This is a genomic window from Bacillus sp. FJAT-45350, assembly GCF_002335805.1.
GTDB lineage: Bacteria > Bacillota > Bacilli > Bacillales > NISU01 > FJAT-45350.
Genome location: NZ_NISU01000001.1, coordinates 290,472 through 306,270 on the forward strand (window position 1 = coordinate 290,472; position 15,799 = coordinate 306,270).

A 15,799-nucleotide genomic window follows, 5' to 3' on the forward strand; every position below is an offset into this window, starting at 1 on the left:
ACATACTCCTGAATTAATGGGAGAATACCCTATAGTAGGTTGAGAAGGTAGTAATCAGTATTATGCAGCGAACAATAAAGAACTAGTCTTTCATTGGCAGGTTGAACCTGTCACCTGGACTACATCATTAGTAGCAACCTAGGAATGGATGGAGGTAAATTGATGGAAAATGAACAACTGATTGTCCCCTGGGATTTAGGCGAAGAAATGGATGACTTTTATGTTCCGGAGTACATTGTAGAAATGGCTTATGAGGTAAATAAATATTACGACATGAATGTCAGTCATATGGAAGTTATTACGACGAAAGCTGATAAAGGTGGACTCATATGGAAGATTGAAACGGACAAAGGTCCACGAAGCTTAAAAATTTTACACAGACGGCCTACAAGAAGTTTATTTAGTCTTGGTGCACAAGAATATTTAGTAAAAGAGAAGAAAGCTAGAGTGCCAGCGATTATTCCAACGAAGGACGGTGAGCTTTACGTTGAAATGGGTGGCAAGCTCTGGTTTGTAGCAGAATGGATTGAGTCGCTTTTTCAAGTAGAAAAGGATTTAGGAGGAGCCAAAGACCTGTGTCATGCGATTGGGGAATTTCATCAACTATCGAAAGGGTATACTCCCCCAGCAGGAGCTGAAATGGCTTCACGTTTGTACCGTTGGCCGAAAACGTATAAGAAAATAGTCAAGAAAATGGATTGGTTTCGAGATATTGCAAAGTTGTATAACGAAATGCCAGCAAGTAATAGTATTTTAAACGTAATAGATATGTTTGAAGAACAAGCAATAGAGGCAGTATCACGTTTAGAACAATCACAATACTATGACTTAATTGCAAGAGGAAATAAAGCCTGGGGCCTTGTTCATCAAGACTATGGCTGGTCTAATGGACAAAAAGGTGATGGTGGAATGTGGATTATTGACCTTGATGGTGTTGCATATGACCTACCTATTCGTGACCTTCGTAAACTAATTACAGGGACGATGGATGATTTAGGAGGCTGGGATATTCATTGGGTAAAAGAAATGATTCAAGCCTATCATGAGGCAAATCCAATAGATGATGATATTTATGAAATGTTAATTATTGATATGTCACTACCAAACTTATTCTACAAAAATGTGAAAGAACTAGTATATGAGCCATCGATATTTATGGATAACGAACTCGATATGTTAGTTCAAAGGATTGTAGACATTGATAAGACTAAGTGGCCTGTTCTTGAAGAATTAGATGCAAATAGAAGTTGGTTAGGAGGCAAATCATAGTGAAAGTACTCATAATTTGTACGGAAAAATTACCAGTCCCTCCTGTACGAGGTGGAGCTATTCAAACGTATATCGCAGGAGCTGTTCCTACATTAAGTAAGAAGCATAGTATCACGATATTAGGTAGAACAGACCCGGACCTTCCTAATGAAGAAACAATAGATAATATTCATTATGTTCGAACAGAAGGTGGTTTACTAGAAACATACCGTAAAGGTGTAATAAATTATTTAAAGTCAAATCCTTCTTTTGATTTAATTCATATCTTTAATCGACCTCGTTTAGTTAATCCAGTTCGTGATAGCACACCTAATGCGCGAATAGTACTAAGCATGCATAATGATATGTTTCAACCTCAAAAAATTGACCAAGAAGAAGGGGCATTAGCGATAGAACAGGTTGACAAGATTATAACGATTAGTAATTATATCGGTCATGCTATTACAAATTTTTTTCCACAAGCTGCTCCTAAATTACGTACAATTTATTCAGGTGTTGATTTAAATCGTTTTGTCCCCTCTTACTCTGACAAAGCTCGTCCAATAAGGCAGTCAATTAGAAACGAATATCAACTTCAAAATAAAAAAGTGATATTATTTGCTGGTCGCTTATCTGCTAATAAAGGTGCGGATGTTCTCGTACGAGCGATACCTGAAGTTGCTAAAAAACATCCAGATGCTGCTTTGGTTCTTATGGGAGGTAAATGGTTTAGTGATGACGGTGTAACAGACTATATTGCTTATGTCCGTGCGCTAGCACAACGGTCTCAAGTTCCGATTATCACTACTGGATTTGTTGCCCCAGATAAAATTCAAGAATGGTTTGCGGCAGCTGATGTCTTTGTTTGTCCGTCACAATGGCAGGAGCCCCTTGCACGAGTTCACTATGAAGCGATGGCGGCGGGATTACCAATAGTGACAACAGATAGAGGTGGAAACACAGAGGTTATTGACTTAAATAAAAATGGTCTAATAGTTGAGAATCCGGAAGACCCTTCAGAATTTGCCAAGCACATTACTAATCTTTTATCAAATCCTTCAATTTGCAAGGAAATGGGTCAGTATGGGCGCAAAATCGCTGAACAAAAATACAATTGGAGTCGAGTCGTAAGTGATATTGAAAACGTTTGGAATGAGATAGAATATAATATTCAAAATAACATTGAAATAGGAAGTCAAGAAGTAGTAGAAACAACAATGGAAAGTGAACAATTTGATGTTATTGAGCAGGTTAATGAAGAAGTACGTCCTGAGGTTGTAGTACCTCTTGAAACGCAAGAAGACGTATTGCCTCAACAAAGTATAACTGAGGAACATCAAAATGTGGTTGATGTTACTGAGAGGAAACGTAGAAGAAAGCGAAATAGAAACAGAAATAGAAGTAAGGTTAGAAGGAAACAAAATAGCTCTTCTGGACAAATTCTAGTAAGTTTCTCAGGTCAAAGAAAGTACTTTACATCTGGAGAACTGAAAAGACAAAACATCCGTTAGAGGGAACTATAACATTAACCACTTCTAAGCCCGCTACAGTAATTGTATCTTAGCGGGCTATAGGTTTGATAAACATTAAAAAATTCTACCCATTTATAATCTGCTTAATAAATTCGACATACTGTTTCCCGCTTACCTCAGTAGAAAACTTTTCCTCAACTTCAAGAAGGGCATTTTTAATCAATCTATTTCTAGTTTTTGTATCATCTAAAAGACTATGTATCTGTCTAATGGCCATTTTTGTATTGTTTGTTTTGTATAGTTTTCCACTGCAATCGTCTGTAATGACTTCAGGAATTGCTGAGTTTTGAGGTGCGATGACAGGGCAACCACAAGCCATTGCCTCAGTGAAAATATTACCAAACGATTCAAATTTTGTTGTAGAAAATAGACACCCCCCTGAATAAGCAACCTTATTATAGTAAAGAGGAAGATCTTTGTAAGAAATGCTAGGGAACCATGTAAGATACTTTTCTATGCCTAGACGTTTACATTCCAATAAAAACCTTTCTTTTTCTTTACTTTTTATCCCACCAATAATCCAAAAGTAAAGATCGTTTCTATAAGTAGTAATTCTAGAAACTACTTTTAATAAAAATTCCCAATTTTTTTGCAAATTATTAATATTTCCAATCCATGCGATGATTTTCTTATTTTGAGGGAGTAATGGTTCGGGAACTTCGAAACAATGTTCCTTCTTCATCGGTTTAAAAAGTGTTGTGTTAACGGTATTATGAATGACCTGAACGGGAATAGTTTTTGTTGAAAGTACAGAGTTAACAAGTGATTTCTGAAAGTTTGAAGGTACGACAATATAAGATGGCCTTAATTTGCCGAGGTTCTTATATTGACGGCGCACATAGCTTTTAATAGGAACTCTAGATTCAAAAATGATTTTGCCAGCAAATCCAGATTGTGCAATTAGTGGATACATCTCTTGATAATCTATGTTAATAAGACAATCATAGTTATTTTCCTTTAGTAAACGGAGTATATCTTCGTTATTGCTTGTTATAAAGAGTTGAGAAACTGATTCCATCATAACTCTTCCACCGTTATCTTCAGTATATAAAAAATCAGTTGTAATACCATGCTTATAAAAGTAAGCAGCACGATTACGCCAGCCTGCATTAACCCCTCCTATTGATAGGCGTCTCCATATAACCAGTATTTTCATTTTTTCTCTCCTTGTTTTTACCACGTTGAAACTTTTTGGTTTTAGTTTATTAATATTCTAGATTAATAAATCTTATGTGAATATCTAGTAACTACATTACTCACATAATTAGACAGTCGACAGTTACTGATATAGCCAGCGTTGCATAGTTTACTGTATAACAATCATTATGTCGGTTAAGACAAAGGTAAGGAGAGAAAGAAGTGAAAAGAAAAGCTTTAGTTACTGGATGTGCTGGTTTTATTGGATCGACTTTATCAGAGGCTTTAATAAAGCAAGGGTATCATGTAACAGGTGTGGATTGTTTTACGGGAAATTATCCTAGATGGATCAAAGAGAGAAATCTACAATCCCTTATAAATTATCCAAACTTTACTTGGATTGAAGCGGATTTATGTAAGCTAGATTTAAAGTCATTAGTAGACGAACAAAATGTCGTTTTTCATCAAGCAGCTCTGCCAGGAGTGAGGTTAAGTTGGAATAAGGAATTTAAAGAGTATGTCGACAATAATATATTAGCAACACAACTACTACTTGAGGCAGTAAAAAATAGTAACATAGACAAATTTGTCTACGCTTCATCCTCATCTATATATGGATCGATGAATGGTCCAACAAAGGAAGAACAAATACCTTCTCCATATTCTCCGTACGGCTCAACAAAATTATCAGGTGAACATCTATGTCATTTATACTTTGCCAATTATCAAGTGCCTGTTGTTTCATTACGATATTTTACAGTGTACGGTCCAAGACAAAGACCTGATATGGCATTTCATCGATTTATTAAAAATATTTTACTTGATCAACCGATTAATGTATTTGGAGATGGAAGTCAAACACGGGATTTTACTTTTATTAAGGACGCTGTTAAAGCGAACCTGCTTGCGATGGAAAAAGGGAAGCCAGGTGAGGTTTATAATGTAGGAGGTGGTTCAAACATAGCACTTATTGATGTTATAGAAACACTAGGAAAAATTATGAGTAAGCAACCAAAGATTAACTATTTACCAGAACAACCAGGTGATGCTAAGCATACTAACTCTGATATATCGAAAGCTCAACTAGAATTAGGTTACTCACCAAGCTATCCATTAGAAAAAGGTTTAACGGAACAAGTTGCGTATATTAAGTCTCTGTATAAGTTGTAAAGGGGGAATATATGAAGGATTCAGCAATTGTTCATTATTTAATGAACAACTTAAATCCGTATCATGATGAGTTTATATATAATCAAATCTCAAGATTGACGAAATTTCATACAATATTGATTGGACCTTTTCACAAAAGAAGAAAGCAAGGACTATCAATTAAAAATTTCTATAATATTGAGGACATAAATTTTGAAACTTTTATTAAAGAACAAAACGTAAAGGTAATTCATTCCCATCATGGTGGTCAGGCATTAACTATTTTACAAATTTGTAAACATTATAATATTCCACTTATCGTAAGCATGCGAGGGCGTGATGGATCAGCACATGAAATGGCATTTCAACGGAATTGGAACCGTTATAAAGAGTTGAAAGAGTATGCTTCTATGTATTTACCTGTGTGTCAATTTCTTGCAAATGATTTGTTGAAATTAGGGTTTCCGAAAGAAAAAATCAATGTATTATATGGGGGAATTGATGTACAAAAGTTTCCTTATGTTGAGCACAGATTACCTTTACAAGGAAAGATAAGATTATTATCTGTTGGACGACTAGTTAAGAAAAAAGGGTTTGATACATTACTTGATGCTTTTATGAAAGTACATGAGAAGTACCCTATGATTACACTCGATATTATTGGTTATGGTTCCGAATGGGATAATATTGAATCGATAATAAATAGACATCAATTAAATCAGGTTGTAAGACTTAGAGGGAGAATGAAACCTAATCAAATTATTCGAGAGATGAAGAAAGCAGATATCTTTTGTTTAGCTAGTCAAACGGCTTCAGATGGGGATGTAGAAGGTATTCCTAATGCTTTAAAGGAAGCGATGGCAAGTGGACTTCCTGTTATTTCAACTAAAAATGGAGGTATCACTGAATTAATTACTCACCATAAGACAGGGTATTTAGTTCCAGAAAGAAATCCTGAACAACTAGCTATTGGGATTGAATTTTTTATTGAGAATCCAGAGATATGGACTGAATACACAAGGAACGCCCGATTGAAGGTTGAAGAACAATTTAATCTAGAAAAACAAATTAAAGTTCAAGAAGAATTTTATGAAAGAGTACGTTAGAAGGTTGTTCAAAAAGGATTAGGTTCTCCTTTTTGAACAACCTTTTATAATACCTGGTGGAATACACTACGTCATCTATAAAAGTAGGTTTTGTATTATTAACATATTAAATGGCATCGGACTCATAAAATATAATAATTACTATTATTGGTCATATGTTTTGGGGTGAAGTTTGTTGGAGAGAAACTGGAAGATAGAGGAAGCTAATGCGAAGCAAAAGGTTAATTATGATGAGTCATATATTAAAAAGATTAAGCAACCCTTTTCCGTATTATTTCTACTTCCTGTAAGAGGTGGAAGTGGTGGCACTCATTCTGTAGTACAAGAAACGATGGGACTTCGGTCTTTAAATGTAGGTGCCACAATAGCAATACAACGGAAACATCAACAAAATTATTTAGACCTATATCCCGAGTGCAAAGAGAATTTTATCTTTTATAAAAATCATAAAGAGCTCATACGAATTTCGAGTTCTTACGACATTGTTGTGGCGACTATTTTTTCTTCAATTGCAATATTAAAAAAAATAATAGAAAATCATCCATTTATTAGACCAGCATACTATATTCAAGACTATGAGCCATTGTTTTATTCAAAAGAAGATAGAAGATATAAAGTTGCTCAACAATCGTATGAAGAAGTTCCAAATATTTATGCATTTGCAAAAACACAATGGTTATGTAATGTAGTGGAAAAAAAGCACGGGATAAATGTTCAGAAAGTAGAACCTAGCCTAGACCATGAGATATATAAGCCTACCTTAATGTTAAATAATGAATGCGGTACAATTCGTCTAGTGGCAATGATAAGACCTTCAACACAAAGACGTTCACCACAAGAAACTTTGAGGGTATTACAGAAAATAAAAGAAAAATATGAGGAGAAAGTGAACATAAATATTTTTGGGTGTTCAGATAAGGAACTAACTACACTACAATTCAGTAAAAATTTTACCTTTACTAATTACGGAATATTAAAAAGGGGAGAAGTAGCTAAATTATTACAAGCATCTGATATTTTTCTCGATTTATCATCATATCAAGCATTTGGGCGAACTGGTTTAGAAGCCATGGCTGTTGGATGCTCAACAGTACTCCCATTGATTGGTGGAACTAATGAATATGCGACTCATAAAGAGAATTGTTATTTAGTAGATGTTAAAAAGACGGATGAGGTACTAGAAATTATTTCACAGTTAATTGAAAATCAATCAATAAGAGAGCTTTTTTCTCAAAATGGTAAAAAAACAGCAAGCAATTATTCTATCGAAAAGGCATCACGATGTATATACAGTTTATTTATAGAATTAATGGGTATATAATCGTTCAGTATTTGAGTTACAGTAGAACTACCTATAGGCTATAACTGTGTCAAATTACTCAGGGATACCATATTGATTGAGTTAGTAGATATACAATAAGTAAATCATCTAGCTTCACCTGCTTCTCCAAGTTTTATCAAGCTGCTCTATTTGAAACAATTGAAGTGACCACTATTGGAACAATGAATTTGCTTACCTTAGATAAACAAACAAGCAAAATTCGTTTATACGAGTACTAGTGAAGTATACGGTGAACCAGAAGTACATCCTCAACCTGAAGGCTACAGTGGTTCGGTAGATTTCAAGAAATATAAAGGGGTCACTCAGCCTATTGAAGGTGTTTCATCACTATTAGTAGAGTCAATTAAGAATACTACAATAACAGGGTTAATACCAAAAGATTATGTGGAAATAACAATAGTTCCGAGAGGTGAAACTGATCGTTGGTAATGGTATGGTCTTACAAAACAGATTCTGCATTATGCTGATATTGTTCCAAAAAGAAATTAGTTCAGTATGGGCTACACAAGGAATGATTTATCTGGAGAGTTTTTGGGATTTACTTAGGTAATAATCGGTTGCTTTAGTAGGAAGGTGTGCGCATGAAGCTACTCCTATAAGAATAGTTGGATTAGACCAAGAAAGAAAAGTAATAAGTAGAATTAGATATTAAAAATTGCTTTTTTGTGCTTAAAGTTAGTCGTATAAATTCTGTTCCAAAACTCCCCTGATACAAAAACTTTTTCGTGATTCTTATGGGACTCAATATGCTTAGTAATGAAATGTTTCTCGGGTAGCATGTCGCTGTCACTAAAAATAATAATTTCACCGGTGTAAGCTTCTATACCACGGTTTCTTGCAAAAGCCCTTGCTTTATTTAGAGGGAGGGATAGTAATTTTAGGTCATATTTAATTTGCAGATTTGATATTGCTTCTTTTGTTCCATCTGTAGATCCATCATCAACGACAATAATTTCAAATTGTTCATTCGGGAATGTTTGCTAAGTATAAGAGCATAAAGTTAATCGTAGTCTTTCAACAGCATTAAATGAAGATATGATGATACTGACTTTTTTCTTGTTCAAAGTTCCTACCTCCTTGTTAGCTTAGGAAATATACGCTCTGACACAAAAGAAGGTACTAAATTAATGCAACAATACCTATTCTTTATTCTATGAAGCCCTTATTACTTTGTGCAAAGCACTAATAACAAAAGAAGCTCATAGGATAAAGCAGTATGCAGTTGAAGTGGAGGGGACATGATGGGGAAAATAGACGTCAGCATAATCATTCCATCTTACAATAAATATCCACTGAATTTACTCACATTATCTAGCTTAGAAATACAAACATTTGATTTATCTAGAATTGAAGTTATTTTTATAGACGATGCTTCAACTGATGAAACAATGAAAATTAAGGAAGAATATTCACCATCTTATGAATTTCGGTATATCCGTTGTGAAAAAAATATAGGAAGAGCTAAAGCAAGAAACCTAGGTGTTCAAGTTGCTAGAGGTACTGTGTTACTTTTTTTAGATGCAGAAATGCTAGTCGCTCCTCAATTTATCCATGCTCACTTACGTCATCATGAGCAAAATCCTAACCTAATAGTAACTGGAGCACTAGAACTCCAGTCTATCTACTCATTTATTTTGCCCGGATTTTCTAATGAACAATTACATGAGTTAAAACAAAAGATAGGTAGCGATGATAAAGTAAAGAATGAATATCTTAAATTTAGAAGGCAGAGTGAGGATGCTATTCAGCTATTATCAATAGCTGATATAAAACATGACCAATTGAAATCTGTTTCTATTAAACGAAGTAATATGGAAAAAGAAATAACAAGGAAATTCGGTTCTAGTTTCACCAATTTTGAATTACCATGGTTAGCTTTTTTAAGTGGAAATGTTTCATTGACAAAGGCCAGTTTTGATGAAGCGGGTTGGTATGATGAGCGATTTAAAGGTTATGGTTGGGAAGACAGAGAGTTAGGTTATCGGTTACACAAATTAGGGAAGCAATTTGTTTTCGAAAAAATGGCTATTAGTTACCATCAAGAACATCCAATTTCAAAAGGTAAATTCCAAGAATCAATGAAAAATCTGAGGTTATTCCAAGAAATACATGCCGATATTGATGTCCTAGTATTAAGTCTTCAATACATGAATACGAGAACAAAGTATAATGAAATTAATTCAATTCTACGGGAATATAAAAAACTATGTTGGAAATATCCTTCAGAATTCACCACTTTTAAATCTGCATACGAAGCGATGTTGAAAAGGGCAACCTATTTATTAAACGAAGGGGTTCTAGTAAGAAAATTATTAGATCAAATGTATGAAGATTTAGATAAAGAAATCAAACATCTGACTAAGCTGAAAAAGTATAAAAATTTACTTAACTCCTTTCATAAATTACTGAAGATGTAAAGGTAACATGAAAAGGTTGGAATCTAATAAAAAGACGATTTTTTCGTTATAGAAGGTGCTATATGTGAATCCGACAGTATCTATTATTTTAACTAGTTATAATAAGCCTAATTTAATAGGGAAAGCAATTAAGAGTGTACTTCAACAAACATTTTCTAATTGGGAATTATTTATAATGGACGATAACTCAAACCAAGAAACAATAGAAGTTATTACGTCTTGTTTGAATGATCCTAGAATTAAATATAGTAATAGTTACATTGAACATGAAGAAAGGCATAAAACAACTCGTTATGCAACATTAATTAATCAAGCAATCGAGCGTTCGAGAGCAAAGTATGTAACCTATTTAACAGATGATAGTATGTTTTTTTCTGAAAGGTTACAAATAATGGTGAGTGATTTAGAGGCAAATCCACATAAGCAGGTTGTTTATTCAGAGCAAGAGATTAAGAGAATAGATAGCACAGGCCATGTACTTTCTTCCTACACAACTAGGACGAAGGGGATTTTGAAACAAGCTTCGAACATAGTGGATCATTGTTCAGTTATGCATACAAGGAAGATTGCAGAACTAGTTTACAAGAAGTATTGTTCCTATTGGAATGATGATCCGAGCTATTGGCATAATGGTGATGCAGCTTTTTGGGCTAGGTTAAATGAATTTTCTCCTTTTTACCCAATTCCTACTATTTTGGATAGTAGTTATAAAACACCCCACTCATTTCAAAGACTGAATAAGAACATTCCAGATGTAATACCAAATGGAGTGTTAGTTAAAGGATTAGAACCAGATATTTATCTAATTGAAAAACAAAAAAGAAGAAAGGTGACTCCTTCTGTATTTAAAAAATTGAAGTACAATAGGAAAAAGATAATTGAAATACCTGATCCCGTTCTATATAAATATAATGAATCTATAGAAATTAATAAAGATGTCTTTAAAGAAATGAAAAGCTTTCCTAATATGCGATTAGTCAAAGGAAAGAACAGCTCAGACATATACTATATTCAAAATGGGGAAAAAAGAAAATTTGACAACCATGAGATATTATCTAAATTTAGCTTTTCAATGGAAGATGTTATTACAGTTTCAAATGAATTTATTTCCAAATTTCCAGAAGGTTCAAACATTACTCAAATAACAAGTGAGTCGATATTACCGGATGGGGTAATATTTAAAACTAAAAAATCAAGGAAGATATCATATTTTTATAGTGAAGATAATACTCTTTATCCAGTAAGTAAAAATGTAGTAAGACGATTAATGTTAGATGAGAAAGTAGCTAATATCAGTGGAAGAGAGTTAGCTAATTTTCATATTGGTGAAAGGATAAGCTGGAAATTAAAAAAGTGGTCATGCTTCCCAAATAACGACTAGCTAAAAAAGGGTACATATCTAACGTGTACCTTTTTAGTATTAAGAAATGAAATACCCCTCTTAGAAGTATTCCTAAGAGGGGTGAATGATTTATAGAATAATTTTAGAAACTAATGTTTGAATTCGGTGATAAAAAGTATGTTCATTTAACACCCTTTTCCGAGCGTTTTCCCCTATTTTTCCTCTCTTAAAATTATCTCGTAAGTAAAAATCAAGTTTTTCTAAGAGGTCCTTTTCATTTTGATAGGATATCATTTCTACTCCTTCAACAAAGTGAGTTGCTAAATCCTCTTTATGTTCAATTAATTGAAATGTCCCACAAGCAGCGATATCAAATGTTCTATTATTAATACTTTCGTTAATGACCCCAATGCTATTTTCATTACTATGTTCTTGATAATGACGGTGAGGATTGAGAACAATTTTTGCACTTGAATAAAGAGTAGCTACCTTTTTTGGAGGAAACCAGCCTTTACATATTTTTAATTGCTTAGATTCCTTTACTTTTTTACGCCATCCTGTACCACATACTAGGATTTTATAATTTGTATTTTGAGCAATCTTTTTTATAAGTTTTACTCGGTCAGGATAAGGGTATCCGACTAACGCTATATCACTAGCGTAGATGTTCTTACTGGGTTTAGGTGTAAATGTATCACAATCAGTACCTAGTGATAGCAGTTCTACATGATGATAACCTTGTTCTTGATAGAAATCAAACGAACCTTTATCTATCGTGAATACATGATCATAATAGGGAATGAGTTCAATAGATTTATCCATAAAATAGGGATCTTCGGTTAACCATAAGACAGGTTTTACACCATTTTTCTTTAACCAGATTACTATTTCAATAGGTAGGTTATCACCAACAAGTGTTAGAAGAACTGTAGGTTTAAAAGAACCACATAAGGCTTTAAGTCCAGTTATTCCATTTTCCATTTCATAATATGTCGCCTCAATATTCTCAATTGAATGTAATTCATTCATAATACATTGATTGAAAAATTTATAAACCTTTACATAGCCAGAAGGAAGGTAGAGGATCTTCATTTCAACCCCCTTAGTAATTAACAATTATTTGATTAAGTGCAGGTATTCCTTGTTGTATTTCTTGAAAATAGACAAAGCCCGTAACTATAATTGAACTGCCCTTTTTAGGTGGAGAAAGTGTTAAATTAAAATTGGAAAAGCTAATTTGGCCTCCTGGTGATATATCTGTTTGGTGAGAAGGACGTATCCAGTGTTCCCCAGTTTCATTTACTTTTTCCTTCCAATTAGAATGGACATAGCTCCATTCTTCAGTGGCAGAATCCTCAAATAATTTGTCAGTCTCGTTATTTTTATGTGGAGTAAGTTTAATTTTTCCACTAAGACGTGTGCTCTCATAGGGCTCAACTTTTAAACAAAAAACAGGATTTGTTACGTCTGTATTCCCTATATTCTTACAAATGAAATTACCCATAATGATTACATCTCTTTGCTCATCTTCTAATTGAGGAAGTATTAGTGAATAACTAAAGTGTGGTTGAACTTCAATTCTAGTGACTTCTTTTACTTCTGGTTCTTTATTCTTTAATTTTTCTATTTCATTTTGAAGAACTTGATAATTCTCATCCTTTTTTTTCAATTTAATCTTATACTGTTCTAATGTATTCTGATAGCGAGCGACTTCTGAGCGGTAATGGATTACTTTTTGTTTAAGTTGAATAGTAGAATCCTTAGCGAACGATTGCTGAGAGGATTTTTTTGTCATAAGAAATGCCTCCTTATTTTAATGCTTATAATCAAGTGTATGAACAAAAAAAGGAGAGAATTATAAAAAAATAAAAAGGAGGGGAATTCCCCTCCTTTTATCAATACTTATTAGCACTTACCTTTACCTGGAAAAATTTCAGGGCATTGTGGTGGGAACTTTTCAGTTGGGCAAACAACGTCTTCAATTGGAAGCTCTTGACGAGGTTTGCAAATAGCAGCCTCAACTTCAAGTTTCACATCTGCTTCCATTTGTACATCTAAGCAAATTAAGATTGAAATATCTAATTGCTCGAAGTCATCTGTACAAATAATATCTGAATCACATTGGAAGTATGTGACCTTCGCGTGTAAATCCGTTCCCTCTGGAGCACATAGGAAGAATGTTTGTGCAGTTGCAAATGGAATTTCATCAGATACAGCAAGAACTTTTCCATGTGCATCAGTTATTGTTACTTCAACTAATCCTTTAACTAGGACTTTAACTTTCTGAAGTGTAACATTGTCCCCGTTAGGTAATGTTACATCAATATCTTGACGTTTAGGATGTTGTTTGATTTCTTGAGTATAAATAGAATCTTCTACTAAGTTACAGTGAACTTGAAACCCTGGATGTTTTTGTAAAAACTTACATACCTCAGTGTCGTAGTCATTGTTGTTATTTAAGTTATCAAATAAGTCATCCATGTCTCCGCCATCAAAACTCATTAGTGGTAAATCAACTTGACGTTGCACCCAGTCGTAAACCTTTGGTACTTTTATACAAACTTTATGCTTATCGTGGCTCATAATGATACCTCCTTAAATTTTAACCCGCGAATACTGTTTTTTGTTTAGTACACTCGGGCACTGAACTACTTTATCCTATGTTTTTTATAGTCATGTGTGCAGGGATAGGAGTGTAATTTTTGAATTGGGCGAATGTCCTGAAATGAGTAGGCTACTGAAAAAGTCCATTATAGACGATCGAGAAATAGTAATGGCTCAGCACGTTGCGCGCTAGCTATGAGAAAATCCACTCATAGCTAGCTTTTTCAAAGAGGCAACGGCTTCGCACATTACTTAAAGGCCACTTTTTTAGTGGCCTCTGAAATGAGACAAGTTTTTTTGTCATAGGTATTAGTAATAAAGGGAAGAGGAGAGGGTTTGATGAGGAAGAACGACAAAACGGTAGGGCGCTCAAGTGAACCAATGTTATTGAAACAAAAAATCATTTATTTACAATCAGAGCTTTCGTTATATCAACAGAAGGTAAAAAATTATCAAAACAATTATCATTATGCACAGATTGAGGAATTAAAGGTTGAAAATGAACGTTTAAATGAAGAGTATCAATCGACAGTTAGTAAATTAAATAATAAGGTTGAGTTATTACAAGATGAAAATGCAAGAGTAAAGAATAGATATGAAGAGGTTGTAGAAGAGAAGAATAAAGAAGTTCAATTACTGAATAATAAAATTGCTGAGTTATACGATAAACAAGAGTCAATGATCGTAGAATTAAAAGCAGAATTAAATGAAGTGAAGACTATTAATGAAGATTTAAAATATCAATTGTTAGAGAAGGAAGAAGTACTAAAAAAGTCTCAGGCTGAAAATGAACGAATGTTAGAGAAAGACAAAATGATTAAAGAATTAGAGAGTGAAAATGAACATTTAGAAAGAAGGCTCACACATTTGCAGGAGGAATTTGCGAAAACAAAAGGTGATTATCGAAAGAATATAAATACTAATGAAGATGAAGGAGACAATTCATGGTTTCTTCGTAGTTTAAAAGAAACACAATCATATAAAGAAGCTATATCAAATAAAGAAGGAAATACAAAGGCGTTTAACTCTGTTTTCTTCAATAATGTTACTACAAATGAGTTACCAAGAGACAGCTTTATTAACCACAAAGGGTTCCAACAAATAAAAAATAATAGTAAAAACGAAGACAAGGAATAGGGGAATATACTAATTATTTTTAAACCTGAACATCTCATTGTAAAGGGACATAGTATAAGGTATACCTTACAAGAGATGGGGGAGTTACTATGAAACAAAATCGACCAATCATGTCTTCCACGTATTCACAAAAACCTAAAAAGGCTCAAGCCGTTGTAAATCAAAATAATAAACAAGTATTATATGGTAGTGTGTCAACTTCAAAAAAAACTGGTGGCTGTGGATGTGGAAAAAAATATAAAACAAAATAATAGGGTAAATAAAGTTATTGTAGGAAGCTCAGAGCATTTACTGTTCTGGGCTTTTATTTAATTTAATGCCCAATCACTTTTGGGAGAGTGCACATATAGTAGCACAGAGAAATTTATTTTGGAGGTACAGACATGACCAAGAAAAGAAAAGTTTTACGAGTGGATGAATTAATTATCCATGCAAATGATGTTAAAATAATTCAAGATGTAAAACCAGAGAGTCCAATTGAAAAACCGGTAGAATATCGAGAAATTCCAGAAAAGACAGATGCCCCAGCTAAACCTGAACCTAGACCAATCTTTGACCCATGGGGATTTGGGCCACCTCGCCCTCTAGCTGATCAGACGACTTCTGAAGTACCTGAGGTAAACCCAACAGATGAACCAACTGAGCCACTAACGGGAGAAGAGACAATCGACGACACACCAGAACCTAGCGTAGAAGGTGATGAACAACAAGAGACACCAAGATCAAATTGGTCATGGATATAGTGCTAGTAGCACAATTTAGGCATTGAAATGGGTTATTTCCCT

The 15,799-nt window shown here is 33.8% G+C and carries 14 protein-coding genes and 1 pseudogene; 10 read left to right on the plus strand and 5 right to left on the minus strand.

Annotation, left to right across the window (positions count from 1 at the left end; translation table 11 throughout):
* Window positions 1–162: 162 nt before the first annotated feature.
* Window positions 163–1,269, plus strand: a complete 1,107-nt coding sequence (locus CD003_RS01430; RefSeq protein WP_096199110.1) for a CotS family spore coat protein — start codon at window positions 163–165, stop codon at window positions 1,267–1,269.
* Window positions 1,269–2,759 (plus strand): glycosyltransferase family 4 protein, encoded by a 1,491-nt coding sequence (locus CD003_RS01435; RefSeq protein WP_096199111.1) that lies wholly within the window; start codon window positions 1,269–1,271, stop codon window positions 2,757–2,759. Before CD003_RS01430 ends, CD003_RS01435 begins: the two co-directional genes overlap by 1 nt.
* 85 nt (window positions 2,760–2,844) lie before the next feature.
* Here the strand turns inward: CD003_RS01435 and CD003_RS01440 are convergent, their stop codons facing one another.
* Window positions 2,845–3,936 (minus strand): glycosyltransferase family 4 protein, encoded by a 1,092-nt coding sequence (locus CD003_RS01440; protein WP_096199112.1) that lies wholly within the window; start codon window positions 3,934–3,936, stop codon window positions 2,845–2,847.
* Between the two features lie 203 nt (window positions 3,937–4,139).
* Here CD003_RS01440 and CD003_RS01445 point away from each other — a divergent pair, with 203 nt between their 5' ends.
* The 3 genes from CD003_RS01445 to CD003_RS01455 all read left to right on the plus strand — a co-directional run bounded on the left by CD003_RS01445 (window position 4,140) and on the right by CD003_RS01455 (window position 7,493).
* On the plus strand, window positions 4,140–5,087 hold the full coding sequence (locus CD003_RS01445) for an NAD-dependent epimerase/dehydratase family protein (protein WP_096199113.1): 948 nt from the start codon (window positions 4,140–4,142) through the stop codon (window positions 5,085–5,087).
* 11 nt (window positions 5,088–5,098) lie between these two features.
* Window positions 5,099–6,172 (plus strand): glycosyltransferase, encoded by a 1,074-nt coding sequence (locus tag CD003_RS01450; protein ID WP_096199114.1) that lies wholly within the window; start codon window positions 5,099–5,101, stop codon window positions 6,170–6,172.
* Window positions 6,173–6,347: 175 nt separating this feature from the next.
* Complete coding sequence (locus tag CD003_RS01455) at window positions 6,348–7,493, plus strand: glycosyltransferase family 4 protein (protein WP_096199115.1); 1,146 nt, start codon at window positions 6,348–6,350, stop codon at window positions 7,491–7,493.
* A 662-nt stretch (window positions 7,494–8,155) separates the two neighbouring features.
* On the opposite strand, the pseudogene CD003_RS22500 reads toward CD003_RS01455, so the two are convergent.
* Window positions 8,156–8,470, minus strand: a pseudogene (locus CD003_RS22500) (glycosyltransferase family 2 protein); the annotation flags it as partial.
* A gap of 285 nt (window positions 8,471–8,755) precedes the next feature.
* Here CD003_RS22500 and CD003_RS01465 point away from each other — a divergent pair.
* Window positions 8,756–9,931 carry a glycosyltransferase family 2 protein gene (locus tag CD003_RS01465; RefSeq protein ID WP_179295385.1) on the plus strand — a complete coding sequence of 392 codons (1,176 nt, stop codon included), beginning with the start codon at window positions 8,756–8,758 and terminating at the stop codon, window positions 9,929–9,931.
* Window positions 9,932–9,995: 64 nt separating this feature from the next.
* Entirely contained in the window at window positions 9,996–11,312 is a 1,317-nt protein-coding gene (locus CD003_RS01470) for a glycosyltransferase family 2 protein (protein ID WP_179295386.1), read from the plus strand.
* 90 nt (window positions 11,313–11,402) lie between these two features.
* Here the strand turns inward: CD003_RS01470 and CD003_RS01475 are convergent, their stop codons facing one another.
* The 3 genes from CD003_RS01475 to CD003_RS01485 form a co-directional block, all read right to left on the minus strand.
* Window positions 11,403–12,365, minus strand: a complete 963-nt coding sequence (locus CD003_RS01475; protein ID WP_096199119.1) for a CgeB family protein — start codon at window positions 12,363–12,365, stop codon at window positions 11,403–11,405.
* Between the two features lie 10 nt (window positions 12,366–12,375).
* Window positions 12,376–13,068, minus strand: coding sequence for a hypothetical protein (locus CD003_RS01480; protein ID WP_096199120.1), 693 nt, complete (start codon window positions 13,066–13,068; stop codon window positions 12,376–12,378).
* A 110-nt stretch (window positions 13,069–13,178) separates the two neighbouring features.
* Complete coding sequence (locus tag CD003_RS01485) at window positions 13,179–13,856, minus strand: hypothetical protein (RefSeq protein ID WP_096199121.1); 678 nt, start codon at window positions 13,854–13,856, stop codon at window positions 13,179–13,181.
* A 360-nt stretch (window positions 13,857–14,216) separates the two neighbouring features.
* On the opposite strand from CD003_RS01485, the gene CD003_RS01490 reads away from it, so the two are divergent.
* From CD003_RS01490 to CD003_RS01495, 3 genes are all read left to right on the plus strand, one after another.
* Window positions 14,217–15,014, plus strand: a complete 798-nt coding sequence (locus CD003_RS01490; RefSeq protein WP_096199122.1) for a hypothetical protein — start codon at window positions 14,217–14,219, stop codon at window positions 15,012–15,014.
* Window positions 15,015–15,103: 89 nt separating this feature from the next.
* Window positions 15,104–15,265 (plus strand): hypothetical protein, encoded by a 162-nt coding sequence (locus tag CD003_RS21630; RefSeq protein ID WP_179295387.1) that lies wholly within the window; start codon window positions 15,104–15,106, stop codon window positions 15,263–15,265.
* Between the two features lie 132 nt (window positions 15,266–15,397).
* The gene (locus CD003_RS01495; RefSeq protein ID WP_096199123.1) at window positions 15,398–15,757 is read left to right on the plus strand and encodes a hypothetical protein; all 360 of its coding nucleotides are present in this window, start codon (window positions 15,398–15,400) and stop codon (window positions 15,755–15,757) included.
* Window positions 15,758–15,799: the final 42 nt, after the last annotated feature.

Bases quoted from the DNA above. Each gene is read 5' to 3' on its own strand.
- CD003_RS01495 (WP_096199123.1), top strand. From the start codon at position 15,398: ATGACCAAGAAAAGAAAAGTTTTACGAGTGGATGAATTAATTATCCAT.
- CD003_RS01475 (WP_096199119.1), bottom strand. From the start codon at position 12,365: ATGAAGATCCTCTACCTTCCTTCTGGCTATGTAAAGGTTTATAAATTT.
- CD003_RS21630 (WP_179295387.1), top strand. From the start codon at position 15,104: ATGAAACAAAATCGACCAATCATGTCTTCCACGTATTCACAAAAACCT.
- CD003_RS01430 (WP_096199110.1), top strand. From the start codon at position 163: ATGGAAAATGAACAACTGATTGTCCCCTGGGATTTAGGCGAAGAAATG.
- CD003_RS01480 (WP_096199120.1), bottom strand. From the start codon at position 13,068: ATGACAAAAAAATCCTCTCAGCAATCGTTCGCTAAGGATTCTACTATT.
- CD003_RS01490 (WP_096199122.1), top strand. From the start codon at position 14,217: ATGAGGAAGAACGACAAAACGGTAGGGCGCTCAAGTGAACCAATGTTA.
- CD003_RS01450 (WP_096199114.1), top strand. From the start codon at position 5,099: ATGAAGGATTCAGCAATTGTTCATTATTTAATGAACAACTTAAATCCG.
- CD003_RS01465 (WP_179295385.1), top strand. From the start codon at position 8,756: ATGGGGAAAATAGACGTCAGCATAATCATTCCATCTTACAATAAATAT.
- CD003_RS01440 (WP_096199112.1), bottom strand. From the start codon at position 3,936: ATGAAAATACTGGTTATATGGAGACGCCTATCAATAGGAGGGGTTAAT.
- CD003_RS01485 (WP_096199121.1), bottom strand. From the start codon at position 13,856: ATGAGCCACGATAAGCATAAAGTTTGTATAAAAGTACCAAAGGTTTAC.